The following is a 26,882-nucleotide window of genomic DNA, read 5'->3' as shown; positions in this document are numbered from 1 at the left end:
GAACGTGACTTTTCCACGAGTAGGTGTAATTGGAGCTGGACAGCTTGCGCGCATGATGGCGCCGGCAGCCGAAGCTCTTGGTGTTCATTTTCACGTTCTAGCCGAATCCGCTGACGGTCCGGCGACCCACGTGTCCTCACACGTCACAGTGGGCGACTACACGGACTACGCGACACTCAAACAGTTCGCCAGCACGGTGGATGTCATCACGTTTGACCACGAACACGTTCCCAATGAGCACTTGGTACGTCTCATTGACGAAGGAATCAACGTTCACCCCGGCCCGCACGCCCTGCAGTACGCGCAGAACAAGCTGAAAATGCGGGCCAAAATCGACGAGCTGGGGCTCCCGAACCCGCGCTGGGCGCAGATCGAAACTGTGGACGACCTCGGCGTGTTTGTGCGGGAGCACGGGGAAGCGGTTCTGAAAACCCCCACAGGTGGGTACGACGGGCACGGCGTGGCATTTATCCGCTCTGAAGCAGATCTCGATACCGTTTCCGACTGGTTTGGCTCAGGGCCCCTGTTAGCGGAACAACTGATCGACTTCACGCGTGAACTGGCAGTGATGGTGGGGCGCTCGCCTTCCGGGCAGACCGCCGTGTGGCCGGTTGTCGCAACCCGGCAAAAGGACGGGATTTGTTACGAGGCGGTCGCGCCGGCACCTGGCCTGGACGCAGAACTATCCCGAACCATCACGCAGGATGTTTTGACGCTGGCGCACGCGCTCGACGTCACCGGTGTCATGGCCCTCGAAATGTTCCAGACCGCAGACGGTTACCTGGTCAACGAGCTGGCCATGCGCCCGCACAACACCGGGCACTGGACACAAGACGGTTCGGTGACCAGCCAGTTTGAACAGCATCTGCGCGCAGTCTTGGATTTGCCACTCGGGGACCCTGCCCCGCTAGCGCCGTACACCGCTATGGGAAATGTTCTGGGTGCTGACCGCGACGACCTGTACCGCGCGTACCTTCACGTGCTTGCCCACGATCCGCGCGCAAAAGTCCACATGTACGGTAAGTCGGTGCGCCCAGGGCGCAAGCTGGGGCACGTGAATGTGACAGGGGAGGACCCCGAGGACGTTGCCCGTCGCGCTCTCCACGCCGCCGAATTCATTGCCGGGGTCGACGACAACCCTTGGCCCAATCGAACGGAGAAAGCATGACTGTAGGAATCGTGATGGGGTCCGATTCGGACTGGCCCGTCATGTCGGCTGCCGCTGATGTGCTCAGTGAGTTGGGAATCGATTTCACCGCCGAGGTCGTGTCAGCTCACCGTATGCCCCACGACATGATCGAGTGGGGGAGTAGCGCGGCTGAACGTGGACTCCGGGTCATCATTGCCGGCGCCGGAGGAGCTGCTCACCTGCCGGGAATGATTGCGTCCGTGACAAGCCTGCCCGTTATTGGTGTTCCAGTCCCGCTGAAATACCTCGACGGTATGGATTCGCTTCTATCGATCGTGCAAATGCCAGGGGGAGTGCCCGTGGCAACTGTGTCGATTGGTGGAGCGAAGAACGCCGGGTTGCTCGCTGCCCGTATTCTTGCCTCAGGTGCAGATGACGAAGCGAACGCACTGCGCGCTCGTCTCGACACATATCGTGAAGATCTGTACACCCAGGCGCGCGACAAAGGGCGGGCGCTCACTGAGAAGCTTGAAGGTACACAGAAGGAGCCTCATGTTTGATCTGTACAAGCTCAGCGAAGAACACGAAGAGATTCGTGCAGCAGTACGCGATGTTGTCGAAAACAAGATCGCGCCATTTGCAGCCGAAGTTGACGCCGACTCACGCTACCCACAAGAAGCTCACGATGCGTTGGTCGCAACCGATTTCTACGCTCCACACGTGGGCGAAGAATACGGAGGTGTGGGAGCAGACGCACTGGCCACCGCGATTGTGATCGAAGAAGTCGCCCGCGGTTGTATGTCGTCCTCGCTCATCCCGGCGGTGAACAAGCTGGGTTCAATGCCGGTCATCATTGGCGGTGGCGAAGAAGTCAAGCAGGCATACCTTCCGCGTTTGGCACGCGGCGAAGGCTTTAGCTACGGCCTGTCTGAACGTGAAGCTGGATCCGACACCGCTGGAATGAAGACGCGCGCAGTGCGCGACGGTGACGGTTGGGTGCTAAACGGTGTAAAAACGTGGATCACCAACGCAGGTGTCAGCGAGTTTTACACGGTCATGGCCGTGACTGACCCTGAAGGCAAGCGCGGAAACAACATCACGGCATTCGTGCTGGAAAAAGGCGACGAAGGCTTCAGCTTTGGCGAGAAGGAACGCAAGCTGGGCATCAAAGGTTCGCCTACGCGTGAACTGTTCTTCGAAGACTGCTGGATCCCGGATAGCCGCCGGGTTGGCGAAGAAGGACAGGGTCTGAAGATTGCGCTGAAGACTTTGGACCACACGCGCGTGACCATCGCCGCACAGGCTGTGGGAGTTGCACAGGGTGCGCTCGACTACGCAATCGACTATGTCAAGGAACGCAAGCAGTTCGGTAAGCGCATTGCTGATTTCCAAGCGATCCAGTTCATGGTCGCCGATATGGCAACCAAGCTCGAAGCGGCACGCCAGCTCACCTACGCCGCGGCAGCAAAGTCTGAACGAAACGATGACGACCTGAGCTTCTTCGGCGCTGCCGCAAAGGCGTACGCTTCCGACATCGCTATGGAAATCACCACGGATGCCGTTCAGCTTTTGGGTGGTGCCGGGTACGTGGTTGACCACCCAGTTGAGCGCATGATGCGTGACGCTAAGATCACCCAGATCTACGAAGGCACCAACCAGGTTCAGCGCTTGGTGATGGGCCGCAAACTGCTGGGCTAATCAAGCCTTAACTGGGAAGAAAGGACGCTTGTGAGCAGACAGCTCAAGTACGTCGACCCTCTGCGAAATCCGCGCTTCGCTTCTGAAGAAGTTCGCAATCGGCGTGGTTGGGTGCTGTTGCTCACAAGCGCTCTTATTCCGGGCTCAGTCCAGACCATGCTGGGCAACCGGAAAATGGGGCGCTTTGCGCTCCGCGTGACCCTCGTTACGTGGGCACTCCTGTTCGTCGTTCTTGTTCTTGCGATTGTCCGCAAGCAGTGGCTCATCTCTTTGGCTACCAGCAGTTTCGTGTTGATACCGCTCATGGCATTTGCGGTGCTTTTGGGTGTTGTGTGGGTCCTGTGTCTGCTGGATACCGTTCGGCTAATACGTGTGGCGTCTCTGGGTAAACGAACGCGTCCGGTTTTTCTGTCAGCTGCCTTGGTCAGTGTGCTTGTTGTGGGAGGCGCTTTCACCTACGGTGTTACCACGCTGAACTCCGGTCGTCAGCTTCTGAATAACATTTTCAATTCGCGCAAAGTCGAAAAGGCCGTCGACGGTCGATACAACATTGCTCTATTGGGATCAGACGCAGGTAAAGGGCGAACCGGTGTCCGTCCAGACTCTCTGTCTGTTGTTTCTATTGATGCAAAAACTGGGGCTGCAGTATCGATCGGTTTGCCTCGCAACATGCAGAACGTTCCTTTCCCCAAGGGAAGTCCGTTGGCGAAGGAGTACCCCAACGGTTACAACTGTGGGGACGACTGCCTTCTCAACGCCGTCTACCAACTTGGCGAGGACAACGCGTCGCTGTTCCCTGACGACGGACCACCTGCGGGAGTTCAGGCGACCAAACAGGCCATGGAAGGTGTGACCGGCCTGAAAATTCAGTACTACGCCATGATCGACCTCAAGGGTTTCGAACAGCTCATCGATGCGATGGGCGGTATCAAGCTCACCAGCCATGTGCGCGTGCCTATCTCTTCCAAAACCAACAAACGGACAGGGAAACACGGGCCACCTAAAGGGTGGATCGAGCCTGGAGAGAACATTCACCTCGATGGTTACCACGCCCTGTGGTATGCGCGATCCCGTGAATTCGCATCTGACTACGAACGCATGACGCGCCAGCGGTGCGTACAAGAGGCAATGCTGACACAGCTGGATCCGGCCACTGTGCTTTCTCGATTCCAAAAAATTGCGGGCGCTGCGCCCAACGTGGTGTCGACAGACGTGCCACGGAGTCAGCTCGACTACTTCGTTGACCTCGCGCAAAAAACCCGTGACCACAAGTTGGGCAAACTGAACTTGAGCCCACCTCGCGTGAAACCGTCGCACCCCGACTTCGACAAAGCACACAGCCTCGTGCAGGAGGCGATTAAGAAGAGCGAAGAAAACGCTCAAAAAGACAAGCAGGGACTCGGTGCCCCCGCAGATGTGTCGTACTACGCGATGGGAGCAGATACGCTCGCAGCGCCCGAAAGTAACGACGATGATGCAAAAGACAAAGAGATCTGCGAAGTAAAGTAACAATTTTTCTGTTCCGCGTGTTGCGCGTCAACACGCGGAACGACATCCTTGTAATTTACTCATTTTCTTATTCTCAATTCGACACGCCGAAAATATATGTAACAATTTTGAAATGTTGGAGCGTCGTTGCCAGCGACAGTCTCCGCATTAGCCTCACTTCCCGACTTCCTCGAAAAGGCTTGAACAATGAGAATAAGAACGCCCTTAGCGGCGCTAGCCGTCGCATCCGTAGCGGTCAGTACACTTGGTGCGCCGCAGAACGCACAGGCTTCAACAGCGCGTCCAAGCGTGGACGAAATGCCACTTACAAGTGTTGATGAAAAAGGCATCGACGAACCTGGTGCGCGCGATTCTTCGAACACAACCGCGAACGCGCAGAATCGTAGTACACGCAACCTGCCCGGCGTCTTCATGGCGCAGAGCATGGGGCTCGGCGCAAACTCCGGCGGAACTTCACAACCCAAGGAAAAGCCGGGTCTAGGCGGCTCAAAGAGCGATTCAACGACACCTTCACAAAAACCAACGCCGGCTCAAACGCCAAGCCCTTCTCAGAAGCCGTCTCCTACTCAGGCCCCTGAAACCACCGAGCCTGCGATGAGCGGATCAGCGAAGGACAAAACCGAAGACGGTGTCAACATCGCTTCGATTTCCAAGGTTGTTAACGTTCCTGGTGGCAACCCCTCGGTTGTGGGTGTTTCCTACACGGGCCACGCCAAGGTGACCTTCGAGGTACGCACCAAGACCGGTGGATCATGGGGTGCTTGGAAAGAAATCGACCAAGAGAACACGGGTGAAGGTCGCCCGGGAACCGAACCATACGTGGTTGCTGGAGCTTCAAACATCCAGATGCGTGTCCTTGGGGATACGGCCGCATCCGATGCAAAGCTCGTCCTGGTTGACCCAAAGAAAACTTCTGGTGACGCAGCAGCCGTCGCTGGCAACTCTCCCGTTCCTGCGACTGCCGGGGAAGCAGCCGCAGGCACCAACTCGAACGTGACATGCGACGACAACGGTTGCGAAGGCGTTGAAAACGCGACGAACGTCGCATTCGCAGCATCCAACGTGTCGGTTGGAAAAGTCGACAAACCACCGATTGCAAGCCGTAAGGACTGGGGAGCCAACGAGAGCCTGCGCAAGGGCAACCCTGACTATGCCCCTAAGGTCAAAGCGGCAGTGGTTCACCACACCGCCGGATCCAACAACTACTCTGCAGGCGATGTTCCTGGAATCATTCGCGGTATCTACACGTTCCACACCAAGGGACGTGGCTGGGCCGATGTGGGTTACAACGTGCTCGTCGACAAGTACGGTCGCATGTGGCAGGGACGTGCCGGTGACATCAACCGTCCTGTCGTTGGTGCGCACGCACAGGGGTTTAACTCCGGAACATTTGGTATTTCGGTCATGGGTGACTACGACAAGCAAGCACCTAGCGCCGAAGCTCTGAACGCAGTTGAACATGCTATCGCGTGGAAGCTTAACGGAGTCGACGCGAACGGACGAGCAAATGTCAACGGTCGTTCAATCCGTGCGATCTCCGCACACCGCGATGTGGGAGACACAGACTGCCCCGGTGACGCTTTCTACGCTCGGATGGGAGAAATCCGTAGCGCAGTTTCCAAACTGCAGAATGGTCAGAACGTTCAAACCCCTGAAAAGAACGAACCTCAGCAAGAAAACTTGACCCCCATTCAAAAGGCATACAAAGGCAATGAAACGGCCCTTGGACAGCCACGAGGTAACGAACACAAATGGGGCGACGGCTACGTTCAGAACTACGACCGTGGTTTCATCACCTGGACTCAACAAACCGGTGCGGTGATTCTACGCGACGGCATGGCGCATGCCTGGTGGCGCAACCGTGACGACATTGGCTTGCCTACCCAGAACGAAAAGCCACTTCAGCACGGTTCTTACCAGTCTTTCCAGCGTGGCGCTGTCCACTGGTCGCCTAACAACGGAGCGCACGCTACGTGGGGCGTCATCTGGAAGTACTGGAAGGACAAGGGCTTCGAGCGTGGCCACATGGGCTTCCCTACGTCTGACGTGACGAAGTCCGATGGGCAGCTGGAACAGCGCTTCGAAGGTGCTCGCGTACAGCACACCGATGGGTTTGGGACGGTGGAATACGCACCCGGCCCAGCGGTGCGCGGAGGGGCCAACGACCAGAATCCGCAACCTGAACCGGAGCGTTCGGAGGCACCTCAGCAGGACAACAAGCCGGATGAAAAGGCTGAAGAAAAGTCCAAGGACAAGGCTGAGGACAAGCCGAAAGACAAGCCCAAGGAAAAGCCAAAAAAGAAATCGACTGACGACATTCGTCGCGAGATGATCAAGGAGGCTAGAAAGGGCCTAGGTACTCCGTACGTGTGGGGCGGAAACACTCCGAACGGATGGGACTGCTCCGGCTACACCCGCTACGTGTACAACAAGATCGGCATCAAGATTCCACGTCACTCAAGTGCACAGATGCGCGCTGGCCGTATTGTTTCAGAGAAGGAAGCAAAGCCAGGCGACATTATCTGGGCGCCAGGTCACGTGGGGATCGTCTCCGACAAGAAGGGCAAGATGCTGGACGCTGGTTCGCGGAGGACGAACACGTCCGAACGTAGCTACGACTGGATGAAGAGGCGCGGAGCGAAATTCGTCCGTTACTTGGACGACTAACAGTTCAGGTGAATGCCACGTGGGCGCTAGAGTGCGAACTCTAGCGCCCACGTTGGTTTTTTGCCCGTATCTGCCTAGGCTAGGCGTGGATGCAAGGAGGACAATGTTCGAAATTCGCGGAACAGTACAAGACTATGCGTGGGGCAACACGCAAGGGATCCAACAGATCGTGGGAATCCCAGTGGATGGAACGCCAGCGGCCGAGTATTGGCTAGGTGCTCACCCTAAAGCTCCTTCTCCCACTGCTGATTCCACACTTCTCGAACACGTGTCCGCACACCCTGAACACCTCGGCGAAGAAGCACGCCACACATATGGTGACCGTCTCCCTTTTCTTCTGAAAATCCTTTCAGCTCGTACCGCCCTATCCATCCAGGCCCACCCCACTCTCGACCAAGCGCGAGCGGGATATGAACGCGAGAATGCAGAAGGTATCAGCGTGAACGCGCCTCACCGCAATTACAAGGACGCGTGGCACAAGCCCGAAATGATGTACGCGCTCACACCGTTTGACGCGCTATGCGGGTTCCGCTCACCCCGCGCAATCAAGGCCACTTTAGAACGCCTGGACACCGCCTCGGGAAGCCCCCTTCTCACCCGCGCGATTGAGACCCTGGACGGGCCCGACCCACTCCAAACGACACTTTCGACAATCTTGACGGAACCCGGGTATGGAGAGCTGGCCGACCAACTGGCAGAGCTGACCTACGAGCCTGTGGACGCACATCACCCGTCGTTGGAAGGATCGGCGCAGGACCCGGTCACCACGCTCAAGCGAGTGAACACCGACTTCCCCACAGACCCGGGAGCCCTCGTTGCCCTCATGCTCAACATGCTCACGCTCAACCCCGGTGAAGCAATTGCGTTAAACGCAGGTATTTTGCACGCATATTTGGGCGGCCTGGGAATTGAAATCATGGCCAGTTCTGACAACGTCCTACGTGGCGGACTCACGTCCAAGCACATTGACATCGATGAACTCAAAGCAGTCGTCACCTACGAGCCCACTGCACCCGACCGTGTGAACGCTGACGTAGGTCAGTGGTTCAAAGGGGCGACCGACGACTTCAAACTCATGCCATTGACGAGTGCCGACACCACCGTTGAACTGGACGGGCCGGCAATCGCGCTGTGCGTTGAAGGCACCTACGCCCTGACCACGGAAACCCAGGACAGCGCAACCGTCAACACTGGGGAATCCGTTTTCATCCCCGCCACGGACGGAAACCTCACCGTGCGTGGAGACGGGAAGCTGTTCATCGCCTCGGTGTAGGAATGCCCTACATACACGTGTAGGCGCCACATCAGTGACGCCTACACGGATGAAGTGCCTTAGACCTGCGGCACTTGGATCTCTGGAATATCGCCCTCAACCTTAAGTGGACTCCCAGTCTTTTCGACAATCGTGTCGACGTCGACGCCAGGGGCGCGTTCAACGAGAACAAATTCGCCGTTGCGCACGTCGATAACTGCCAGGTCGGTCACGATTCGCTGGACCACACCCTTACCGGTGAGCGGAAGGGAACAAGCGTCTAGAAGCTTAGGTGAGTCGTCTTTTGCAACGTGTTCCATGACTACCAGGATGGTGCGAGCGCCGTGCACCAAGTCCATGGCCCCGCCCATACCTTTGACCATTTTGCCTGGGATCATCCAGTTGGCGATGTCACCGTTTCGGGCCACCTGCATAGCACCCAAAACTGCGAAGTCCACCTTCTTGCCACGAATCATTCCAAAGCTGGTCGCCGAGTCGAAGTACGACGCCCCGGGAAGCATGGTGACGGTTTCTTTACCCGCGTTGATGAGGTCAGGGTCCACCTGGTCCTCTGTGGGGTACGGACCCACACCTAGAAGTCCATTTTCACTTTGCAGAACAACGTGAACATCTTGGGGTACGTAGTTGGGTACCAGGGTGGGCAGGCCAATTCCCAAGTTCACATAGCTACCGTCTTCAAGTTCTTGGGCAACACGGGCGGCCATCTGGTTGCGTGTAAGGCTCATGAGTTCCTCACCGTCCGCTTCTCGATCGACTTGTCTTTAGCTTGTTCGGGCGTCAGCTCCACAATTCGGTGGACGTAAACACCTGGCAGATGTATCTCGTTGGGGTCGAGCTGGCCCGGTTCGACTAGTTCTTCTGCTTCCACAATCGTGATGCGGCCAGCCTGCGCGGCAGGCGGATTGAAGTTGCGTGCTGACGCGTGGAACACCAGGTTGCCGTGGCGGTCGGCCTTTGCGGCGCGCACCAGCGCAAAGTCACACGGCAACGATTCCTCCAGCACATATGTTTCGGTTTCACCGAATGTGTCGAGTTCGCGAGTGACCTTGGGCTTGGACTCTTCGATCACATTGCCGTCCGAGTCGTATTTGAGGGGCATGCCACCATCGGCAACCTGAGTTCCCACTCCAGTAACGGTGTAGAACGCAGGGATCCCGGCCCCGGCTGCCCGCAACTTTTCTGCGAGCGTTCCTTGGGGAGTGAGAATAACGCGCAACTCACCAGACAAGTACTGGCGTGCGAACTCCTTGTTCTCTCCTACGTACGACGCGATCACGGTGTCGATCTGCTTCGACTCGAGCAAAACACCCAAGCCCTGCCCATCGACCCCACAGTTGTTAGAAACGGCGGTCAGGTTCTTTGCGCCCTGTTCTTTCAGGGCATCGATGAGGACGGAAGGGATTCCACAAACTCCGAACCCGCCGGCTGCAATGCGAGCACCATCAAAAATGTCGGCAACGGCCTCTGCTGCTGACGAAACTACTTTGTCCATGTCTGCATTCTGCCACACATGCGACGCAGATCACATAGCTAAGACAGATCGACGGTGAGTTGTCCGTATGTGAGTGCGTGGCAAAGTTCGGATAACTGCTGGTCGGTTTCCGGGACCGAGGTCGTCGCCAGCCGCGTGGGTCCGTCTACTGAGTGCGCCCGAACTGCAGTGCCAAAGCGAGAGTACTCAAGTGGACCATCAAGAAGCTGTGCCACATCGGGATATGAGCGCACAGCTGAAATGTAGTCGGTGTCGCCGGATTCCACTTCAGTGGACAGCGCTAGCGGGGCGGGGTCGAAAACCCACAACTCTTCCGCGTCTTCAAACGGTGAAAGGTCGCTCCCAACAGCAACCATACCCACCCACGAATCAGCGGAAGGGGGTGTCACCTCGGCGCCCACCATGACGGGCACATCACTGCCACATGCAGCAAAAATGCACGCGAGCTCACGCCAGTGGAGAGGGCCATCCGGGTTGAGCACAAGCGCATCCGGGAACGTGTCGCGAAGAAGCCCGGCAGACTTGTACACCCAGTTAGCGAACACGCGCCCCGTGAGCTCTAAGCGTCCGTATTCGTCAATCCACTCGATAACCGGGTCGGGTCGACGAGCGATCGCTTCAACGTTGCGCGCGATCATGACGCGCCTCGGAAGCTGACGTCGACGTGGGCGCCTTCCGTGGTTCCGCGTTCGCCCCACACGTAATCGACGCTGACGTCGAGGTTTTCGATGGCCAGCGCGGTTGTGAGGCGGTCGATGAGTGCTCCCAGCCCAACGGTTGCCTCCATCATGGGGTGGCCGCCGGCGTGGGAGGTCAGTTCGATGTTCGCCGGGTCGATTTCGATACGCGAGCCCGACCCTGCCGGCCGGATCCGCCACGCATTTTCACCAGGTGTACGCGGGGTCCCCAAGCGGACCGCGGAGATGGCGCGCGTGACCTTGGTGAGAATGTCGTCGGTGTCGTCGCCAGACAGCGCTGGAGTTTTTTGGGGGTCGATCCCCATGGCTAGGTACACGGATTCGGCGGAGCCGTGGGCGAACCAGTCGGCAAACGGGCCCAGGGTGTCGTGATCGATCGCTTCATTGGTCATGCCAGCGTCGGTTCCACGAATGACAGCCAGGCCCATGCTGATGTCGGTGAGTGAGGCCGCGCTGGCAATTTCATCGGCTACGCGCTGGCTCTCAATTCCGACCGAGGCGAGAGCGGCTGGGCGTTGCCCGTGGCGGAAAGGATGGGGGAGGGAAGTGGTGAGAACGAGTCCCATACGCACGCCGTATTCCCGACGGAAGGTGTCGTGAAGCTTTTCGGCCGAGGCCTGTGGGTCGTCGAGGGGAAGGATGAGAGTGCCGTTGGTGACACTAATTCCGGCGTTGAGTTCGACAGTGTTGTGCGGTGTGCGCACCAGTCGCATGGTAGACGGGGGATAGCCATACGTTCGGGCTGCGATCGTTTCGCGCGAGTGGTCGCGAATAGCTTGCGCGAATTCTTCCGCCCCCGCGCCCGAAGTGGTGCCGTGGAGTGCAATCGCGACCAGCTTGTGGTCGATAGCAATCACGTCGCCGTCTTTAATGCTCACCCGCGCATTGTCGATCGTGGTGATCAAAATGCGCGCTAAGTCTGCCCCCTGTGTAATGGTTCCAGGGTTCAAGGACAGGGCGGTGAGAAGTGAGTTCATGCGTACCTAGTTGTCGATCGTGTGCGTGAGTGCGCTCGCGCCCATTTTCTCAAAGAGGTGGGAGCAAACGTCTCATTCACGCCGTGCGCCGAAAAAAATGTTAGATTCTTCAACCGACACGCCCAAGCACAGCAAGTAGTGCCTCGAGTGTCGCGTGACCACTAGATGTAGTGGCATACGGCGATGAGTGAGTGAACGTCTGTTCTAATACTCCTTCTGGCGACCTACATATATCACTTGCGCACTTGACGAAACCGTAATGACACGCGTGTAATTTTAGTGGGGAACATGGTGGCGAGAGCCGCCGAGGAAAGGGGAAACACGTGTCAGAAGCGCGTAAGTACGTAGAGAGTCTGCGCACTCAAACGCCTGGCGTGCGTAGCCGAACAGCTCACGACTGGTTCGTTGATCCGCAGGGCGCGCCGGGAACCACGGCAGATCCACTCGACGTAGATCCAGCAGAACTTTTACCAATAAGCGGAAGTCCATCTGTTGCAAGCGTATCGCCGCTGCAACTTCTTTTGGGTGAAGCTGACGATGACGTTGCGTGGCAAGACCAAGCACTGTGCGCGCAAACAGATCCAGAGGCCTTCTTCCCGGAAAAGGGTGGTTCAACGCGCGAGGCTAAGCGCGTGTGCGCGTCGTGCGAAGTGCGTAGCGAATGCTTGGAATATGCGCTCGCAAACGACGAACGTTTTGGTATTTGGGGTGGGCTGTCAGAACGCGAACGCCGTCGCTTGAAGAAGCAAATCGTTTAACCACATAGCTCACAGTTACGAAGATCTTAGGGCCCGCGCTTCACACAATGCGCGGGCCCTAAGGTTATGCTTGAAACAGTTAGTCACCTCACTACCTCCTCGTTCACCCCTATGCTCACGGTCAGGAGCTCGATGATGGCGCATAAAGATAGCAAGAGCTACTACGTTGCAATACTCGTGGGAGATGCTATTGGCCTGGTGGTGGGCATAGCAGTTGCGTTAATCGCAGATCTGAATGTGCCCGTTTGTGCAGGGTTTGGGCTCGCTCTTGGCGCAGGAATCGGTCTAGCTATCGCTTTGGCCTTAAACGGCAAGAGTGCAAAGGCGGGTACCGACGCGCCACCAGAAACCGACGCAACACCCAAAACAGGAGCATAACCTACACTCCCAGCGTTACGGGCGTAGCTCGTCGGCCGAGCAGGAACAGAGTAGGGCCGCCTGCTCAGAAACAACCTCACCCAACAGCTCATCCCAGTCGGAGTCCAAACGCGACAGGGGAATGTAGTACACGACGATCGTGGCAGGTGTGTGGCGCGTGGCCTCAAAAACATGACTGAGATCTGCCGAAAGCGGTGGGACGCAGTCAATCGTGAGCCGCACATCATCCAATTCGCCCTGGGCTCGGGCACGCACCTTATTCATTACCGAAACCGCTATGCGCTCGAACCGTTCACGACGAGAAACACGGGCCGGAACCGCGGAACGCAACAGTAAGCGGGCGTTGCTACGACCTCGGCGGTCACGGCGCAAACGGGCGTTCATGAGCACATTGTATAGCGGTGTAATAGACTAGAGAGCGTGCTTCGAACCTGTAACAAACCCAACTGTGGGGCGCCCGCAACACGTACCCTCACGTATGTCCACGCTGACGCGTGCGTCGTGATTGGGCCGTTGGCGGTTCGCGCTGAACCGGGGGCACACGATCTATGCGCAGAGCACGCGCAGCGGCTCAAAGCGCCGGTCGGCTGGCAACTGATCTCACTCGAACCCGGTGAAAGCCCGCCTGAACGCAGTCGCGACGATCTTCTTGCTATTGCTGACGCAGTACGCGAAGCCGCCAAACCTCAGGAGCAACCGCAGGGTCGGAAGCACGGTCACCTGAGGGTCATCGGAGGACGTGAATGACCAGACGAGCGCAGCTCGCTCACCTCTGCGGCGCATACGATATGCGCGGACGCACTCACACAGACTTCAGCGACGAACTGGTGACAGCGGTGGGGTATGCGACCCACGAGGTCATGCGTGCTCAGTATCAGAGCAGTCACGTGCTGATTGGCCACGACATGCGCGAAAAGTCCGCTGAGTTCGCCTCTCTTTTGTGCCACGGTGTTGCTCAAGCCGGGGGTACGCCGGTCAGCATCGGGCTGGCATCGACGGACCAGCTGTACTTTGGATCCGGCGTGCTGGATATGCCCGGAATCATGGTCACGGCAAGCCACAACCCAGCTGACTGGAACGGGTTTAAGGTGTGCGGTCCGCAGGCCCGGGGAATCTCGCGCCAGGACGCGTTGGGTGAGATTGTCACGGTTGCAGAAACCGCCGAGGTCGTTGTTGACAGTGCGCCATGGCCCGTTGATCGCGAGCGGGCTTCAGAACTGGCTGAACAGTTCGCACAGCGTATTCATGTGCTGACAGGACTGGCAGACGCCTCACGGCCACTCACCGTGGTGGCAGATGCCGGAAACGGAATGGCAGGGAACTTCCTGGACCGCGTCTTCGACTGTGACGCAGTGACGTTGGTGGGCTTGTTTACCGACCTCGACGGCACCTTTCCCAATCACCAAGCAAACCCTTTAGACCCCAGTACGCTCCGCGACGCGCAGGAAGCAGTCCGTGCCCATGGTGCGGATATTGGCCTGGTCTTTGACGGTGACGCCGATCGGTGCTTTGTCATTGACGAACGGGGTGAGCCCACCTCGGCGTCTGCGATTGGTGCCTTGGTAGCCACGCGCGAAATCCAGCGCGCACGCAACCTGGGCGAAGACAATCCTGCTGTCATTCACAATGCGCTGACCACGCGCGCAGTGCCCAAGGCGATTGAGAAAGCCGGCGGGCGTTCCATTCGCACACCGGTAGGCCACTCCGGTATCAAACAGCGGATGCGAAAAGAGAACGCTGTTTTTGCCGTCGAGCACTCAGCGCACTTCTACTTCCGAGATTTCTTCTGCGCAGACTCCGGGATTCTGGCGGCGTGCCACGTCATTGCGGCTTTACGTGAAACAGGCCGTCCGCTCTCACACCTCCTGGAACCTTTTAGCGCAGGCGCGCTGAGTGGCGAAATCAACTCTGAAGTAGAGTGCCCGGACCAGGTCTTAGAGCGTGTCGAAGCTGAATGCCAAGCGGGCACGTTTGGCGAGGGGCGTATTGACCACCTCGACGGTGTGACCTTTACTGCCAATGATTTTTGGTTCAACGTGCGGAAGTCCAACACGGAACCACTCGTGCGGTTTAACGCCGAATCCTCAGACTACGTTGCCACACGTGACCTCACGGAACGCGTTTTGCGGATAATCCGCACGGCATAAGTGCGCGTGGCTGCTGGGCTACTGGGGTAGCAGCTTCTAACAACCTAGACGCGTTGTGAGTAGGGCAGGGATCCTACGCGATCGGTGAAGGCATGGGCCGTTGCTTCTGCTTTGCGGAGCTTGTGAAACTGTGTCGTTCGGGTGAGCTCGACGACAGTCACAAGGAAGTCCTCAGGGTGTGTACCTTCTGGCGGTGGGGGAGCCACATACGGGTTGACCTCGGTAGCCAGCTCAATTGCGCGCTCCAGGCGCGACTCCGCGGTGTTCTTTGTGCTGGTGTCAAGGAACTGCGTGAGACGGTACATCAAGCCCGGTGGCAAAGGAGTGAGGTCCACGCCTTGTGCCCACTGGTGCAACTGAGGAGGAACTGGAAGCGGCCGGTGGACGATCTTTCGGGGCCGTTCACTCACCGCGATGGTGCCTGCCAACATATCGCCTAGACGTTTAGTGCGCGGCGACAAGAACCCGGCGAGCGCGGCAATTCCGCCGCCACCGGAGAGGACTTCGAAATCCCACATCAGCGCTCGCAAGAACGCGTGACGGAACGAAATTGCTCCACCGTCGTCACGGACGATGCGGAGTCCCATGACAAGTTTCCCCAAGGATCTTCCGCGGGTCAGGATCTCAACGGTACACGGAACCATGATTGTTGTGACCGCCATGAAAATGATGATGAGCGAATTGACCAGGAGATCTTGAACGTCCGCGAAATTGAGGACGAAGTACAGGATTGAGATGAGCAACGTGATGTACACGATCGTGTAAACAAAGGCGTCAATTGCGCAGGCTACGGCTCGTGACATGAGCGAAGCAGGGCGAATGCTCAGCTCAACAGCTTCCCCAGTCACAAGATTGTCCACGTCTGTATATTGCCACACCGGTGACACGTATTCGAACTGGGAAAACCTCAGATACGATAGCCAAATGGACCCAAATCTGCTCGCTTACATGCACGGAAGTCAGTGGGACCGACTTTCTGCCCTCGCGGGCAAGAAGAAGCTCACCACGCAACAAGCTACCGAGTTTCGTGAACTGTACAGGCGAGCATCAAAGGATCTCTCACGTGTCCAGTCGGTAGCCCCCGATTCCGATGTGGCAGTGCGGCTATCGAATGTCATCCACCGGTCACGTATGCAGCTCACAGGTGTGCCTCGGGGCGCGAAAGCTACAGTGCTCGACTTCTTTGGAGCCTCACTTCCAGCAGCTCTGTATTCGATTCGTTGGTATTTCGTGGGCGTGTTCATTGCGTTTGTCGCGTTCAGCGTTTTAACCACTGTGTGGCTGGCAAACGACACCCAGACTCTCTTTACAATGGTGCCGTACGACGATGCGAAGCGTCTGGCCGAACACGATTTCGTGAACTACTACAAAGAGAACCCCAACAGCGTATTTGCTGTGGGTGTGTGGACCAACAACGCGTGGATCGCCCTTCAGTGGGTGGTCTTGGGCGTGACCGGAATCTACGTGATCGTGGGTCTTGTCATGAACGCCGTGAACGTGGGAGTTTCAGGTGCGGTCATGTTCCACTTTGACCGCGCAGGCGATTTCTTCGGATACATCCTGCCCCACGGTGTCCCGGAGATCACGTGTATCCTCATCGCGGCAGCTGCCGGGCTCAAGATTTTCACGTCGTGGATGATTCCAGTCAACATGTCGCGAATGCAGTCACTCGCTCACGCTGCACGCTCCCTCATTACGGTGGGTGTGGGCCTGATCTTCATGCTGTTTCTTTCGGGCCTGATCGAAGGTTTCGTGACACCTTCCAACATGCCGTTCCCCATCAAGATGTTTTTTGGAGCACTCCTTACAGTGGGGATCTGTGCGTACGCAATTGGTTTGGGTCGCCCCGCTGTAAAGCAAGGCTTGACGGGTGACATGGAAGAAAGCCGGGCGGGGTACCGTGTGGTGACGGCAGCGTAGCGGTGGTTTTCGAGCCGGTTGAGGTGAAACTGTCATGACTCTGGTCGTTATTCTTCTCGCGACGTGTGTGACTGGCGTATTGGCAGGTTTCTGGTGTACGTGGGGAATCGTCGTGCTACCCGCGTTGGACAAGGTGCCACCTGCTGTCGCTGTCACGTCGATGCGTTCGCTCAACGAATCAGTACTGACTCCGGCGTTCCTCATACCTTTCTTCGCGTCTCCAGTTATCTGTCTTGTGGGAACGATCGTGTGCGCAGTAGAACGCATTCCCTTCGCAGCCGTGCTGCTTGGTCTTGCCGCAGGGCTTCAGCTCCTGGGAGTCATCGTGGTGACGAGGACAATGAACGTTCCACTCAACGAGGAACTGGCACGCACACAACGCCCGCCCCAAGAAGCCTGGGGTGCGTTCTCGCAAGCGTGGCAGCGTGCACACGTCGTGCGAACCATCGCCAGCTGTATTGCACTCGCGTGCTGTGCAGGGGCCTTGTGGGTGTACTAAACGACCAGGTCTCCTACAAGCGTCCGATCGACTTTAAATGAATATAAAGGTCTGCTAGGCGTGGTGGAAGGTCTTCGGGGAATCCGCTCACCGTATGAATTCCTAAATGTGTGAGCGCGCCCTGAAGCGAGGACTCGGTCATGAGTTGTTGAGCGGCCGCCGCGGCCTGATACGTCTGCGTTGGGGTGAACGTGTTGTGACTCATGGGCCCCAGCTGGGGGTCTTCAACACTGGCAAAAGCGACCGTGTGGCGCGAACGCAACAGCGGGATGGCCGGGAGCACGTCCTCGGCGATCGTGAGCGCGTCCAAGCTGGTGACGAACACGACGAATGCGTGGTTGGGGGAGGTCTCCATGACCGCCGAGGTGAGAGTCGTCCAATCTGTATCGATGAGTTCGGGGTCGATGGGGGTGAGTTTGTTGGTGAGCACGCCCAGAGGGTCCTTACCGGAAAGGGGGCCCACGCTCAGGCGGACGCGCGCATCGGCAACGATGACATCGACCCGGTCGCCGGCTCCAGCCGCCAAAGCGGCAAGCAACATGGCCGATTCGACTGCCGCATCGAAAACGGTTCCGGTGTCCGCCCGGCGTGCCGCTAACCGCGACGAGTCGATCACAATGACCACCCGCCGGTCCCGTTCAGGGCGCCACGTCTTTGTCATGAGTTTTTGAGCACGCGCGGTAGCTCGCCAGTCGATCGATCGGATGTCATCGCCGCGAACATATTCGCGAAGAGAGTCGAACTCGGTGCCCATCCCGCGCACCATGAGTGCTGTTCGCCCGTCGAGTTCACGCAGTTTTTGACGTTTGGAAGGCAGGTGCTTGCGCGAATGGAACGGTGGCATCACCCGGATCTGCGCGGGCACGTCGAAGGATTTTTGCCGTGCGACAAAACCAAGAACCGATGTGGACCGCAAGGTGAGTTTGTCAGCAGGGAGGACACCGCGACGGACAGGTAGCAAGTGCTGGACCCTCTCAAAAGTCTCACCAGGTTTGATGACCGTACGGAAGCGGTTGTCGCTGGCACCCGCGGTGGGTGCCCACGCGTCCCTGACATGCAAGCGCGCCGTGCGCTTCCCGGTGTTGACCAGGGTCAAGGTGGCCGAGGTGGGCAACCCTAAGCGGATTCTGTCACCGGGCGAGCGCAATGCTTGGATCGACCTGGTGGAGGGTGCTAAGAAGAAGTCACCTACTCCCACCAGGACGAGGAACGCTAATCCGGCAACAAGGAACTCCCACGATCCGCCCAAAGCAATGGGGATCGTGAGCAGGACCGTGAGTACCAGAAAACGCCACGTAAATGCCATTAGCGGGGTACCGCCACGGTCGACACAATCGAGTCGAGTACCTGGTCAATCCCAATACCGTCCATTTGAGCCTCAGGGCGCAACTGGACGCGGTGACGGAACGTAATACCCATGAGCGCCTTGACATCGTCGGGTGTGATGAACGCGCGACCGTGCAACCACGCACGCGAGCGAGTGGCAGCGAGAAGGCGGGTGGCACCTCGGGGAGAGACCCCCAGGGCGAACGACGGTGCGCGGCGAGTGGCCTGCACCAAGTCCACAATGTACTCAAGAACTTCTGGTGCGCAGTACACGTTTTGGGCGCGTTGGCTGGCTTCCAGAATGGTGTCGCGGTTCAGCGTCGGTTCGATGCGTGAAAGGTCGTGGGCGCTGAAGCCGGCCGCGTGGCGGGTGAGGATTTCAACCTCGGTGTTACGGAGCGGCAGGTCCAAAATGAGCTTGAAAAGAAAACGGTCCAACTGAGCTTCAGGCAACGGGTACGTTCCGTCGTATTCGACCGGGTTCTGAGTGGCCGCAACTAAGAACGGTTCGTCGAGTTTCCGGGTGAGACCGTCAACCGACACTTGGCGTTCTTCCATCGCTTCGAGAAGCGCGGACTGGGTTTTGGGAGGTGTTCGGTTGATTTCGTCAGCGATGAGGATGTTGGTGAAAACGGGGCCTTCGCGGAATTCGAAGCTCGACGTCTGCGCGTTGTAAATCATGGACCCTGTCACGTCGCCGGGCATGAGGTCGGGAGTGAACTGGATACGCGCCGAATCGAGGTCAAGAGCACCGGCGATCGACCGGACCAGCAAGGTTTTAGCGACACCTGGGACACCTTCGAGAAGCACGTGCCCGCCGGACAGGAGGGCAACCATGATCCCTTCAACCGCCTCGGTCTGACCCACAACCGCCTTGCCCACTTCAGCACGCGCTTTCTCGAAGCGTTCGCGAAGCTCATGGTCGGTTTGGTCCAGTTGGTGTTCAGACGCCCAGCGTTGCTCAGACTGTTCCTGATACGCATTGTGGTTCGCGTGGTCCTGTGGCTGCCTCTGGTCTTGTGGCTGAAACTGCTGACCCTGAGGTTGGAACTGCTGGTGGTTCGCAACGTTTTGAGGGTGATCTGGGGCCACCGGTTGTTGGTAGGGAGCCGGCTGGTGCTGTGGCGCTTGCTGTTGATAAGGCTGACCCTGAGGTGGCTGACTTGGGGGAGTCTGTGGCTTTTCAGGCGTGGTCATAGTGCGCGGACCTCTCTTTCGATATTCGCGATTCGAGTTGCAAGATCGGATAGCTGTGCGTCGTTTTCGGGGACAGCAGTGATGAAAAGGTACTCGAGTTCGGCGTAACCGACCCCTGTACGGTCAGCGACAGCCTGGCACACCTCGGCACTTTCCGCATTGGCTGGAACTGCCAGTGTGCGACCCATCTTGACGAGCGCCGATGCGCGAAGAATCCTAAGTGCTTCTGCACGGTTGCCTGTGCGGTGCATGAGCCCAGCTAGACCGGTGACGGTTTCGATCGGCGGTACGGTGACCGGAAGCGTTTCGACCGCCAATGGGCCGAACCTGCGTCCGGCCCAGATGACTGCGACAAGACCAATGGGCAGGAGCCACAGAAGGGTCATGTAGAACCAGCCCGGGACAGTGCTGAGCGGGTCGGGCTCGTCGAAGTCGTACATCGCATAATAAAAGACCACTTTGGGCTTCAAACCAGCCACACCTGTTGACAGGGCGGCGTTGCCGTCTTCGCGAAGATTCGTGTTTTTTACCCACGAGCTTTCGCCCAATACTGTGACGGATCCTTTTCCTTCTGGCGTGTGAATAAGCGAATAGGCGTCCCCGTCCATGGGGTAGCAACCTTCGTAGTCTTTGTCAGAAAGAACACGATAACCAGCACCGCTACGTTCGACTTTTCCCGCTCTGCTTGCGGGGCCAAAATCACACGACGGCTCTGGGTGGGTATTCGAGTACATGGAGCCGGTCTCAAAAGACACATGAGAGGTGTAGCCTGCGACTTCGTACCCAGGGTTGACCAACGCGACATGTGAACCATGTGTCTGTACAGCGTCGCGGATCTTGTTGCGTTGGGCCTGACCTGCGACATGTGCGTTGAGAACGAAAAGCGTGGTGTCAGCGTCTTGAGCGGCTGCAAGTGCCGTGTCGTAATCTTCGGTCGTCGAGACTTTCACTCCGTGAGATCGAAGCACTCCTGCAAGTGCCGCGGTGCCGTCTTCGCCGGTGTTGTCATAGTGTAGATTACGGTCTTCGCCAGGGTCGGTAGAGGTCAGAAAACCAATGATTGCGGCAATGAGGACGAGCGCAACCACCACAATCCACACCACTGCGGACTTTCCGAAGGCAACGATTCTCTGTCCTGCGCTCGCCGAGGTGTCACCCACTGTTCCGCGCACTGCGACGTCAAGATGTGCGCTCATGCGTCGACCTTCTCGAGGCTCGGTTTGGTTACTTGCCGGACTTTGGAATCAACCGCTTGCGTGAACGCGTAGTCTTCTTGGCTTGCGTGATAGGTGCTAAAGCTCACAGCATCGAACAAGTTCGAGGCCTCGCTCAAGTCATGTTCCAAGTGCGGATAGGTCGTGGCGGCCGTCATTGTGAGTTCATGCGTAGTTGCGGACGCTTTGAGTTCGATAGCCCCTGTTCGAGCCAAATGGGCGACACTGGCACGTACCATCTCTTGAACTGCGGTATTCCAATCGCCCTTGGACGCTGCATCAGCAGCACGCTTCCGGTACGTGTCGGGGTTTTCAACCTCAACGGTGTGGGTCTTGTCGAACAACTGCGGGGAGAAGGCGTCTCCGGTTCCACGGTTAGCCCGCCACACGAAGAACACAACAATTCCCACGATGACCAGGCCAAACACAATGATGAACCACGGGTTGTTGAGGTCAAACGCTTTGTCCAGTGCATCATTGAACAGGCGCTGAATGGCACGCCCAATCCGTTCAAAGAACGACACGTCTGAATCGCGGTACTCCGGTTTTGATAATTCTTTTTCGGCCCACCTGCGTGCCTCATCACGGCCTGGAGTCAGAGTGAATACTAACGCGTGAATCACGTGGCCTCCTGCGGAATCGCTAGCCACTGATCTTTTGTCACCGACTCACCCTCGTTGCGTGTACGGGCTCGAATCTCATCTTCAGCTTCGCGCAACATCACCAGGTCGAACCCTTCAAGGCGCATCTTTTGGTCGAAAAACACAACCACCACAAGCGCTGACCAATAGCCCAGCATGAGCCCAGACACTGCAATAGTCAGAGCGATGAAAAACAGTCCGAATATGACAAGAACCACTGTTTCAAACGCCGCGGACTGGAAGCCAGTTGCAATGGTGAGAATGATCATGACGATCGGAAAGAGAATCATAACCGGCGTGATCATGATTTGAACCACGTGGCTGGACAAGTAATATCCCAACGCCAGTTCGCCCAGGATCCGCCAAAAACCTTTATTCGTGAGTTTCCATGACCGCTTGACCGCGTCTTTCAATGGCAGCCGTTCATATGTGATGAGGGGGCCCACAAACGCGAACTTGATCAAGAAGAACGCGATGAGCACCGCCCAGATCAAACCGCCCACAAAGAACGCCAAAACACCCATGATCTCGTTCACTGTTAGCGCGAGAATGATCGACGGAGCAAAGAAAACGCCGGCTGACACTCCAAAACCACTCACCATCAAAACGGTCATTCCGATGAGCGCCCAGCGACGACCTCGGGACCGTTTCCACGCCAGTGCCAGCGTCACTTTCTTTCCGTCGAAAGCATCACGCGCGGACGTGGCGGCGATTCCTGCGAAGAACTGAATAATGGCCAGGGAGGCAAGCGACAACACCGCGGTTAAGCTTTCAACAATGACAAACACACCGTTGGCGGCATCGTCGTTTTGAGAAATGGTGATGAGGAAGTCGAACGTGAAGGCCAAGATGGCCGCGCCAATTGCGCCTGCAAGAAGCGCGAGCAGAGTGGACACGATGATCGGCAAACCAAAATTCACCGCTGGTGCCGTGCGCATGAGGCGCACACTGCAGTCTAGAACTTCTCCCAACGTCAGGGGGCGCTTAGGAATTGTGCCTGCTGCAACTGGGGGAGTCCACGCATCAGAGAGCCGTGTGGGAACTTCGTACGTATGGCGACCAGTTCGCCAGTCCGTCGTGACAGTCCACGAGGAGTTCTGCGAATGAAAAATGTCGCCTCCTCACACGTGTCACTGACAGATCCACCTCAAGGTTACACAAACTTTTCATGCGCACTTTCAGCGTAGACGCAGGTGGAACCACTCAGGTGAATGTCACTTGAGACACTGTAAAATGTTGGCGCAAAATGTTCCCGCACACGCGAAAACACGCAAACAATTGGGAACGCGCGCACAGTATTGGACAATAGGGGTATGAACGCTCGAATCTTGGTCGTAGACGACGACACCGCCCTTGCTGAAATGATCGGTATCGTTTTGAAAAGTGAGGGATTTGAACCCCACTTTTGCGCAACAGGTGACGGTGCCCTGGAAGCATTCCGATCCGTGCGTCCCGACCTCATTCTGTTAGACCTCATGTTGCCCGGAAAAGACGGCTTAGAAGTCTGCCGTGAAATCCGTGAAGAGTCGGGCGTTCCTATTGTGATGCTGACGGCCAAGTCCGACACCGTGGATGTCGTTAAAGGCCTTGAATCCGGCGCAGATGACTACGTTCCTAAACCGTTTAAGCCCAAAGAGCTCGTGGCCCGTGTGCGTGCCCGCCTCCGCATGAGCGAACCGTCGGCACCAGAGATTCTGAAGGTGGGTGACGTGGCGATTGACGTTGCCGGTCACACGGTGGAAAAGGCCGGCAAACCAGTGAGCCTCACGCCACTTGAGTTTGAACTTCTGGTGGCCTTGGCCAGGAAACCGTGGCAGGTGTTCTCGCGTGAAACCCTGCTTGAAGAAGTGTGGGGCTACCGTCACGCGGCTGACACGCGTTTGGTGAATGTTCACGTGCAGCGTTTGCGGTCCAAGATTGAAAAGGACCCGGAAAAGCCTGACATCGTCGTCACCGTCCGAGGTGTGGGTTACAAGGCTGGTCACAGCCAGTGAGTTGGCGCCGGGTTCAGGCGTGGATCCGGATCCTGTTTCGGTGGGTAGTTCGGACCTTTACGCATTCGCTTCAGGTTCGCGTCGTATCGGTGACCATCGTGTTCACCATCGTCGCAATCTACGGGGTGGGTGCGTATTTGTCGCAACAGATCGCCCGTGGACTGTTTGAGTCCAAACAGTCAGACGTGTCTGCCACAACCAACGGTTATGTGGCTGAACTGGAAGCCTTGTCGGGCTTGTCCGATTCGCAAGAGGCAGCCGACGCGCTCAACGCGCAACTGCGTTCAATGTTGTCGCGTTCGTCCTTGCAACTGCAGTCCATCGCACTTGAACCAGTCGGAAACTCAAAAGTACCGCCCCTCGTTGCCATCACAACGGGGTATGAGCCGATCTCCGTTTCGGACATCAGCCCGGAGTTGCGCGAATCGATCCGTGAATCACCTGCGGGATACCAGAAGTTCCAGTCTGTTCAGCTGGAAGGTACGGAGGGCCCAGGCCTGATCGTCGCGCAGCGTCTCACCGTCAACGGGCAAGGCGATTTCGTTCTTTATACGGTTGCCGACCTCAAAGAAGAACAAGGCACCCTGGATTTTGTGCAACGTGCGCTGGCAGTGTCAGGCGTGGTTCTCATTGTTCTGGTGGGTGGCGTTGCATGGCTGGTCACCCGGTTTGTCGTGGTTCCTGTCAAAGCTGGGTCCGAGGTGGCCCGCAAGATTGCTGACGGCGATCTAAACCAGCGCATGCCGGTTTCCGGCCATGACGAAATCGCGACACTCGCACAGTCATTCAATGACATGGCTGACAACTTGCAAGATCAGATTGAACGCATGGAGCGACTCACTGTTTTGCAACGCCAGTTCGTCTCCGATGTGTCGCACGAACTCCGCACGCCCCTGACCACGATCCACATCGCTTCAGACATGATCTTCGAGTCACGCGACGAATTCGACGAATCGACGCGGCGGTCAGCCGAACTCCTCAACTCGCAGGTCGAACGCTTCGAAAACTTGTTGGGTGACTTGCTTGAAATCTCTCGCCACGACGCTGGTGCCGCGAATTTGCTGGCTAAGCCAGTGGATATGACAGAGATTGTGTCCGAGGTCGTTGAAAGTGTGTCGATGGTTGCCGACCAGGCGAACACGGAGATTCTCATTCACGCTCCTTCCGCCCCGGTGATGGCCGAAGCCGACAGGATCCGTATTTCGCGAATCGTCAACAACTTGGTTGTCAATGCGGTAGAGCACGGTGAAGAAAACCGGATCGACGTGTACGTGGGGTCCAACGCCCAAGCGGTTGCCGTTTCAGTTCGCGACCACGGAATCGGAATGACCGACGAACAGCTGGAAAACGTTTTCGACCGGTTCTGGCGAGCCGACCCATCCCGTAAGCGAACGCTCGGCGGTTCTGGACTCGGGCTTGCGATCTCGCTGGAAGACGCTCACCTCCACAACGGGTGGCTACAAGTCTGGTCACGCAAAGGTGATGGAACCTGTTTCCGCCTCACCATTCCCCGACGGGCAGGTAGCACCATCACCCGCTCACCGTTGCCACTTCCTCCGGCCGACGCCCGAGTTCAAGGCGCGTCAATTGTGGCAGGACCATCCACCTCGGACGGCTCTGTTCGCGTTCACACCGGCAGTATCCCTATCGTGGTTGAAGAGGAGGACAGCTGATGCGCCGATTGTTTGCAGTACTCGCCTGTATTGTCCTGCTGGCAGGCGTCAGCGCGTGCGCCCGCATCCCTTCCGACAGCCAAGTGGGAACCATTACCGTTGACCCCGAATCAGGCGCCCAAACTCGCGTCGACGCAGAAGGACCCAAACCCGGCGACGGGCCAGACGCGATCGTGCGCGGCTTTATCACCGCAGGTGCGAGCTTCAACAACAACTTCAGTGTTGCCCGGTCATTCCTCACCGACTCACTGGCAGCAGAGTGGAACCCAACTTCAAGCGTCAAAATTGTGAAACGCGAAGTCAGCCTGGATTCGGTCACTACCAACATCGCAACCGACTCACAGACAGTGTCTTTCGAGATCCCCGTTAGCGCGGGACTCGACGAAAGGGGAGTCTTTCACGAAAACGAGGCCGACACCTCGGCCACCATGGAATTCCACCTACGCCAAGTCAACGGTGAGTGGCGCATCTCAGAAGCACCCGACGGGCTCCTGGTGTCCCGCACCAACTTCGACAACATGTTCCGCCCGTTGCCCCTGCACTTCTACACGCCCGACTTCAACTACCTGGTCCCAGACCTGCGGTGGTTCCTCCGCACCTCCTCAACAGCAACGGACATGGTGCGAGCAACGCTGGACGGGCCCGCCAGCTATCTGGCCGGTGCAGTTGTCTCGCCCATCCCGGACAACACCTCGTTGACACCGCAGTCGGTCACAACCCACGACGGTCAAGCCGATGTGGGACTAAGCGCAACCGGCTTGGACAGCAAAACGCGAGAACGGATCTTCACTCAACTTGAAACGACACTTCTGTCGTTGGGGTCCGTGACTTCGCTTGAACTCCAGACTCCCGACGCTTCGCTCACCAGCGGGGTGCCGGCAAGCACGAAGACCACGGCCGAAAACATTGCCGTCGCGATTTCGCAAGACTCCCTGGTCTTACTCAGCGGAAACGAACGCAAGAGCATTGACAAATCTCCGCGCATGGACGGTGGCAAATCGCCAGCCGTGAGCACGGACGGGCAATCGATCGCGTGGCTGAGCAAAACGAACAAAGAGATCAATTTCTTTGACCGAGAAAACGGGTCATCCAACCAAATTCTTGTGGGCCGCAACTTCGTTGGGCCCAGCTTCGACCGGTTTGGCTGGGTATGGACTGTCGACCGCGACGGGAGTGACCTTCTTGCCGTCCGCTCATCGGGCGAACTCGCACGCATCAAGCTTTCGTTCGTCAACAACAAAGACGTTCGTGCCGTGCGAGTCTCGCCAGACGGAACCCGAATCATCGTCCTATCCCGTTCAAAGGATCAATCCCGTATGGACGTCGTGGGTATTTCGCGCGATGGTGACAACAAACCCACCAAACTCACCGGCGACTCAACGCTTAAAGTCGCAACGGGATTCAAGAAAATTGAAGACGTCTCATGGGCGGGTACGCAAGACCTCGCCATGCTGGCAGCGCGCACTGCAGAAGAACCCGCCCAGCCATACATTCAGAAGGTAAGCGGAACCTCGGAAGCGCTGGGAACGGTGTCAGAAGGGGTTTCGATCACCTCGGGCGGGGACACCTCGTCAGTCCGCGTGGGCACGCGCAACGGGGAACTCTTCACATACACATCCGGATCGTGGCAACGCCTCCTGGACTCCGACATCAGGGACCCCGCCTACCCCGGGTGACACATGCTCTCGGAGT

26 protein-coding genes are annotated in these 26,882 nt (G+C 57.5%); 15 read left to right on the top strand and 11 right to left on the bottom strand.

The annotated features are described in order from the left end of the window. Positions 1–4: 4 nt before the first annotated feature. The 6 genes from JOE56_RS02470 to manA all read left to right on the top strand — a co-directional run bounded on the left by JOE56_RS02470 (position 5) and on the right by manA (position 8,276). Entirely contained in the window at positions 5–1,168 is a 1,164-nt protein-coding gene (locus JOE56_RS02470; RefSeq protein ID WP_204514673.1) for a 5-(carboxyamino)imidazole ribonucleotide synthase, read from the top strand. After that, on the top strand, positions 1,165–1,689 hold the full coding sequence (gene purE, locus JOE56_RS02465) for a 5-(carboxyamino)imidazole ribonucleotide mutase (protein ID WP_204514672.1): 525 nt from the start codon (positions 1,165–1,167) through the stop codon (positions 1,687–1,689). The genes JOE56_RS02470 and purE overlap by 4 nt, the downstream gene beginning before the upstream one ends. Next, entirely contained in the window at positions 1,682–2,827 is a 1,146-nt protein-coding gene (locus tag JOE56_RS02460) for an acyl-CoA dehydrogenase family protein (protein ID WP_204514671.1), read from the top strand. Before purE ends, JOE56_RS02460 begins: the two co-directional genes overlap by 8 nt. A gap of 30 nt (positions 2,828–2,857) precedes the next feature. Beyond that, positions 2,858–4,336, top strand: coding sequence for an LCP family glycopolymer transferase (locus JOE56_RS02455; protein ID WP_204514670.1), 1,479 nt, complete (start codon positions 2,858–2,860; stop codon positions 4,334–4,336). A 186-nt stretch (positions 4,337–4,522) separates the two neighbouring features. Continuing rightward, positions 4,523–7,003 (top strand): NlpC/P60 family protein, encoded by a 2,481-nt coding sequence (locus JOE56_RS02450; protein WP_204514669.1) that lies wholly within the window; start codon positions 4,523–4,525, stop codon positions 7,001–7,003. 103 nt (positions 7,004–7,106) lie between these two features. Then, complete coding sequence (gene manA, locus JOE56_RS02445) at positions 7,107–8,276, top strand: mannose-6-phosphate isomerase, class I (protein WP_204514668.1); 1,170 nt, start codon at positions 7,107–7,109, stop codon at positions 8,274–8,276. A gap of 59 nt (positions 8,277–8,335) precedes the next feature. Here manA and JOE56_RS02440 read toward each other — a convergent pair whose 3' ends face one another. From JOE56_RS02440 to JOE56_RS02425, 4 genes are read right to left on the bottom strand one after another with little or no spacing between them, the layout of a single operon-like run. Then, positions 8,336–9,001 carry a CoA transferase subunit B gene (locus JOE56_RS02440; RefSeq protein WP_102237568.1) on the bottom strand — a complete coding sequence of 222 codons (666 nt, stop codon included), beginning with the start codon at positions 8,999–9,001 and terminating at the stop codon, positions 8,336–8,338. Continuing rightward, positions 8,998–9,768, bottom strand: coding sequence for a CoA transferase subunit A (locus JOE56_RS02435; RefSeq protein ID WP_102237569.1), 771 nt, complete (start codon positions 9,766–9,768; stop codon positions 8,998–9,000). The genes JOE56_RS02440 and JOE56_RS02435 overlap by 4 nt, the downstream gene beginning before the upstream one ends. Before the next feature lie 38 nt (positions 9,769–9,806). After that, the gene (locus JOE56_RS02430) at positions 9,807–10,406 is read right to left on the bottom strand and encodes a hypothetical protein (protein ID WP_204514667.1); all 600 of its coding nucleotides are present in this window, start codon (positions 10,404–10,406) and stop codon (positions 9,807–9,809) included. Then, positions 10,403–11,443, bottom strand: a complete 1,041-nt coding sequence (locus tag JOE56_RS02425) for a coenzyme F420-0:L-glutamate ligase (RefSeq protein ID WP_204514666.1) — start codon at positions 11,441–11,443, stop codon at positions 10,403–10,405. Before JOE56_RS02425 ends, JOE56_RS02430 begins: the two co-directional genes overlap by 4 nt. Before the next feature lie 323 nt (positions 11,444–11,766). Between JOE56_RS02425 and JOE56_RS11765 the strand changes: the two genes are divergently transcribed. Then, positions 11,767–12,201, top strand: a complete 435-nt coding sequence (locus JOE56_RS11765) for a WhiB family transcriptional regulator (protein WP_454636696.1) — start codon at positions 11,767–11,769, stop codon at positions 12,199–12,201. A gap of 132 nt (positions 12,202–12,333) precedes the next feature. After that, the gene (locus tag JOE56_RS02415) at positions 12,334–12,579 is read left to right on the top strand and encodes a hypothetical protein (RefSeq protein ID WP_204514665.1); all 246 of its coding nucleotides are present in this window, start codon (positions 12,334–12,336) and stop codon (positions 12,577–12,579) included. A gap of 15 nt (positions 12,580–12,594) precedes the next feature. On the opposite strand, the gene JOE56_RS02410 is transcribed toward JOE56_RS02415, so the two are convergent. Beyond that, positions 12,595–12,963, bottom strand: a complete 369-nt coding sequence (locus JOE56_RS02410; protein WP_204514664.1) for a hypothetical protein — start codon at positions 12,961–12,963, stop codon at positions 12,595–12,597. 36 nt (positions 12,964–12,999) lie between these two features. Between JOE56_RS02410 and JOE56_RS02405 the strand changes: the two genes are divergently transcribed. After that, a complete protein-coding gene (locus JOE56_RS02405; protein WP_102237574.1) occupies positions 13,000–13,326 on the top strand; it encodes a DUF3499 domain-containing protein in 327 nt (108 codons plus the stop codon). Beyond that, the gene (locus tag JOE56_RS02400) at positions 13,323–14,726 is read left to right on the top strand and encodes a phosphohexomutase domain-containing protein (protein WP_204514663.1); all 1,404 of its coding nucleotides are present in this window, start codon (positions 13,323–13,325) and stop codon (positions 14,724–14,726) included. The genes JOE56_RS02405 and JOE56_RS02400 overlap by 4 nt, the downstream gene beginning before the upstream one ends. A 44-nt stretch (positions 14,727–14,770) precedes the next feature. Here JOE56_RS02400 and JOE56_RS02395 read toward each other — a convergent pair whose 3' ends face one another. Continuing rightward, positions 14,771–15,586, bottom strand: a complete 816-nt coding sequence (locus tag JOE56_RS02395) for an RDD family protein (protein ID WP_338028611.1) — start codon at positions 15,584–15,586, stop codon at positions 14,771–14,773. A 64-nt stretch (positions 15,587–15,650) separates the two neighbouring features. Here JOE56_RS02395 and JOE56_RS02390 point away from each other — a divergent pair, with 64 nt between their 5' ends. Beyond that, positions 15,651–16,646, top strand: a complete 996-nt coding sequence (locus tag JOE56_RS02390; RefSeq protein WP_239530347.1) for a stage II sporulation protein M — start codon at positions 15,651–15,653, stop codon at positions 16,644–16,646. A 34-nt stretch (positions 16,647–16,680) separates the two neighbouring features. Continuing rightward, positions 16,681–17,145: an anthrone oxygenase family protein gene (locus JOE56_RS02385; RefSeq protein WP_204514662.1), complete on the top strand. Its 465-nt coding sequence runs from the start codon at positions 16,681–16,683 to the stop codon at positions 17,143–17,145. Between the two features lie 13 nt (positions 17,146–17,158). Here the strand turns inward: JOE56_RS02385 and JOE56_RS02380 are convergent, their stop codons facing one another. The 5 genes from JOE56_RS02380 to JOE56_RS02360 are packed head-to-tail and all read right to left on the bottom strand — an operon-like array spanning position 17,159 to position 22,461. Further along, positions 17,159–18,451, bottom strand: coding sequence for a DUF58 domain-containing protein (locus JOE56_RS02380; protein WP_204514661.1), 1,293 nt, complete (start codon positions 18,449–18,451; stop codon positions 17,159–17,161). Continuing rightward, positions 18,451–19,668 (bottom strand): AAA family ATPase, encoded by a 1,218-nt coding sequence (locus tag JOE56_RS02375; RefSeq protein WP_204514660.1) that lies wholly within the window; start codon positions 19,666–19,668, stop codon positions 18,451–18,453. Before JOE56_RS02375 ends, JOE56_RS02380 begins: the two co-directional genes overlap by 1 nt. Then, on the bottom strand, positions 19,665–20,864 hold the full coding sequence (locus JOE56_RS02370; RefSeq protein WP_204514659.1) for a DUF4350 domain-containing protein: 1,200 nt from the start codon (positions 20,862–20,864) through the stop codon (positions 19,665–19,667). The genes JOE56_RS02375 and JOE56_RS02370 overlap by 4 nt, the downstream gene beginning before the upstream one ends. Next, complete coding sequence (locus JOE56_RS02365) at positions 20,861–21,505, bottom strand: hypothetical protein (RefSeq protein ID WP_204514658.1); 645 nt, start codon at positions 21,503–21,505, stop codon at positions 20,861–20,863. The genes JOE56_RS02370 and JOE56_RS02365 overlap by 4 nt, the downstream gene beginning before the upstream one ends. Continuing rightward, entirely contained in the window at positions 21,502–22,461 is a 960-nt protein-coding gene (locus tag JOE56_RS02360; RefSeq protein ID WP_204514657.1) for a glycerophosphoryl diester phosphodiesterase membrane domain-containing protein, read from the bottom strand. Before JOE56_RS02360 ends, JOE56_RS02365 begins: the two co-directional genes overlap by 4 nt. Positions 22,462–22,836: 375 nt before the next feature. Here JOE56_RS02360 and mtrA point away from each other — a divergent pair, with 375 nt between their 5' ends. Genes mtrA through JOE56_RS02345 form a run of 3 tightly spaced genes read left to right on the top strand, consistent with a single transcriptional unit; the run spans position 22,837 to position 26,866 of the window. Beyond that, entirely contained in the window at positions 22,837–23,517 is a 681-nt protein-coding gene (gene mtrA, locus JOE56_RS02355; protein ID WP_204514656.1) for an MtrAB system response regulator MtrA, read from the top strand. Continuing rightward, a complete protein-coding gene (gene mtrB / locus JOE56_RS02350; RefSeq protein WP_204514655.1) occupies positions 23,514–25,190 on the top strand; it encodes an MtrAB system histidine kinase MtrB in 1,677 nt (558 codons plus the stop codon). The genes mtrA and mtrB overlap by 4 nt, the downstream gene beginning before the upstream one ends. Further along, positions 25,190–26,866: an LpqB family beta-propeller domain-containing protein gene (locus JOE56_RS02345; RefSeq protein WP_204514654.1), complete on the top strand. Its 1,677-nt coding sequence runs from the start codon at positions 25,190–25,192 to the stop codon at positions 26,864–26,866. The genes mtrB and JOE56_RS02345 overlap by 1 nt, the downstream gene beginning before the upstream one ends. The last annotated feature ends 16 nt before the right edge of the window (positions 26,867–26,882 follow it).

The sequence above is a fragment of the Brevibacterium paucivorans genome (assembly GCF_016907735.1).
Taxonomy (GTDB): Bacteria; Actinomycetota; Actinomycetes; order Actinomycetales; family Brevibacteriaceae; genus Brevibacterium; species Brevibacterium paucivorans.
Note: the sequence above shows the minus strand (reverse complement) of the source record. Positions and strands in the feature narration are given on the sequence as shown.

What these genes read in the sequence shown, in the direction of transcription:
- JOE56_RS02360 (WP_204514657.1), bottom strand. Translation starts at nt 22,461, where the DNA reads ATGCGCACGGCACCAGCGGTGAATTTTGGTTTGCCGATCATCGTGTCC.
- JOE56_RS02425 (WP_204514666.1), bottom strand. Translation starts at nt 11,443, where the DNA reads ATGAACTCACTTCTCACCGCCCTGTCCTTGAACCCTGGAACCATTACA.
- JOE56_RS02345 (WP_204514654.1), top strand. Translation starts at nt 25,190, where the DNA reads ATGCGCCGATTGTTTGCAGTACTCGCCTGTATTGTCCTGCTGGCAGGC.
- JOE56_RS02375 (WP_204514660.1), bottom strand. Translation starts at nt 19,668, where the DNA reads ATGACCACGCCTGAAAAGCCACAGACTCCCCCAAGTCAGCCACCTCAG.
- JOE56_RS02370 (WP_204514659.1), bottom strand. Translation starts at nt 20,864, where the DNA reads ATGAGCGCACATCTTGACGTCGCAGTGCGCGGAACAGTGGGTGACACC.
- JOE56_RS02460 (WP_204514671.1), top strand. Translation starts at nt 1,682, where the DNA reads ATGTTTGATCTGTACAAGCTCAGCGAAGAACACGAAGAGATTCGTGCA.
- mtrA (WP_204514656.1), top strand. Translation starts at nt 22,837, where the DNA reads ATGAACGCTCGAATCTTGGTCGTAGACGACGACACCGCCCTTGCTGAA.
- manA (WP_204514668.1), top strand. Translation starts at nt 7,107, where the DNA reads ATGTTCGAAATTCGCGGAACAGTACAAGACTATGCGTGGGGCAACACG.
- JOE56_RS02390 (WP_239530347.1), top strand. Translation starts at nt 15,651, where the DNA reads ATGGACCCAAATCTGCTCGCTTACATGCACGGAAGTCAGTGGGACCGA.
- purE (WP_204514672.1), top strand. Translation starts at nt 1,165, where the DNA reads ATGACTGTAGGAATCGTGATGGGGTCCGATTCGGACTGGCCCGTCATG.
- JOE56_RS02400 (WP_204514663.1), top strand. Translation starts at nt 13,323, where the DNA reads ATGACCAGACGAGCGCAGCTCGCTCACCTCTGCGGCGCATACGATATG.
- JOE56_RS02430 (WP_204514667.1), bottom strand. Translation starts at nt 10,406, where the DNA reads ATGATCGCGCGCAACGTTGAAGCGATCGCTCGTCGACCCGACCCGGTT.
- JOE56_RS02385 (WP_204514662.1), top strand. Translation starts at nt 16,681, where the DNA reads ATGACTCTGGTCGTTATTCTTCTCGCGACGTGTGTGACTGGCGTATTG.
- JOE56_RS02450 (WP_204514669.1), top strand. Translation starts at nt 4,523, where the DNA reads ATGAGAATAAGAACGCCCTTAGCGGCGCTAGCCGTCGCATCCGTAGCG.
- JOE56_RS02415 (WP_204514665.1), top strand. Translation starts at nt 12,334, where the DNA reads ATGATGGCGCATAAAGATAGCAAGAGCTACTACGTTGCAATACTCGTG.
- JOE56_RS02435 (WP_102237569.1), bottom strand. Translation starts at nt 9,768, where the DNA reads ATGGACAAAGTAGTTTCGTCAGCAGCAGAGGCCGTTGCCGACATTTTT.
- JOE56_RS02440 (WP_102237568.1), bottom strand. Translation starts at nt 9,001, where the DNA reads ATGAGCCTTACACGCAACCAGATGGCCGCCCGTGTTGCCCAAGAACTT.
- JOE56_RS02380 (WP_204514661.1), bottom strand. Translation starts at nt 18,451, where the DNA reads ATGGCATTTACGTGGCGTTTTCTGGTACTCACGGTCCTGCTCACGATC.
- JOE56_RS02410 (WP_204514664.1), bottom strand. Translation starts at nt 12,963, where the DNA reads ATGAACGCCCGTTTGCGCCGTGACCGCCGAGGTCGTAGCAACGCCCGC.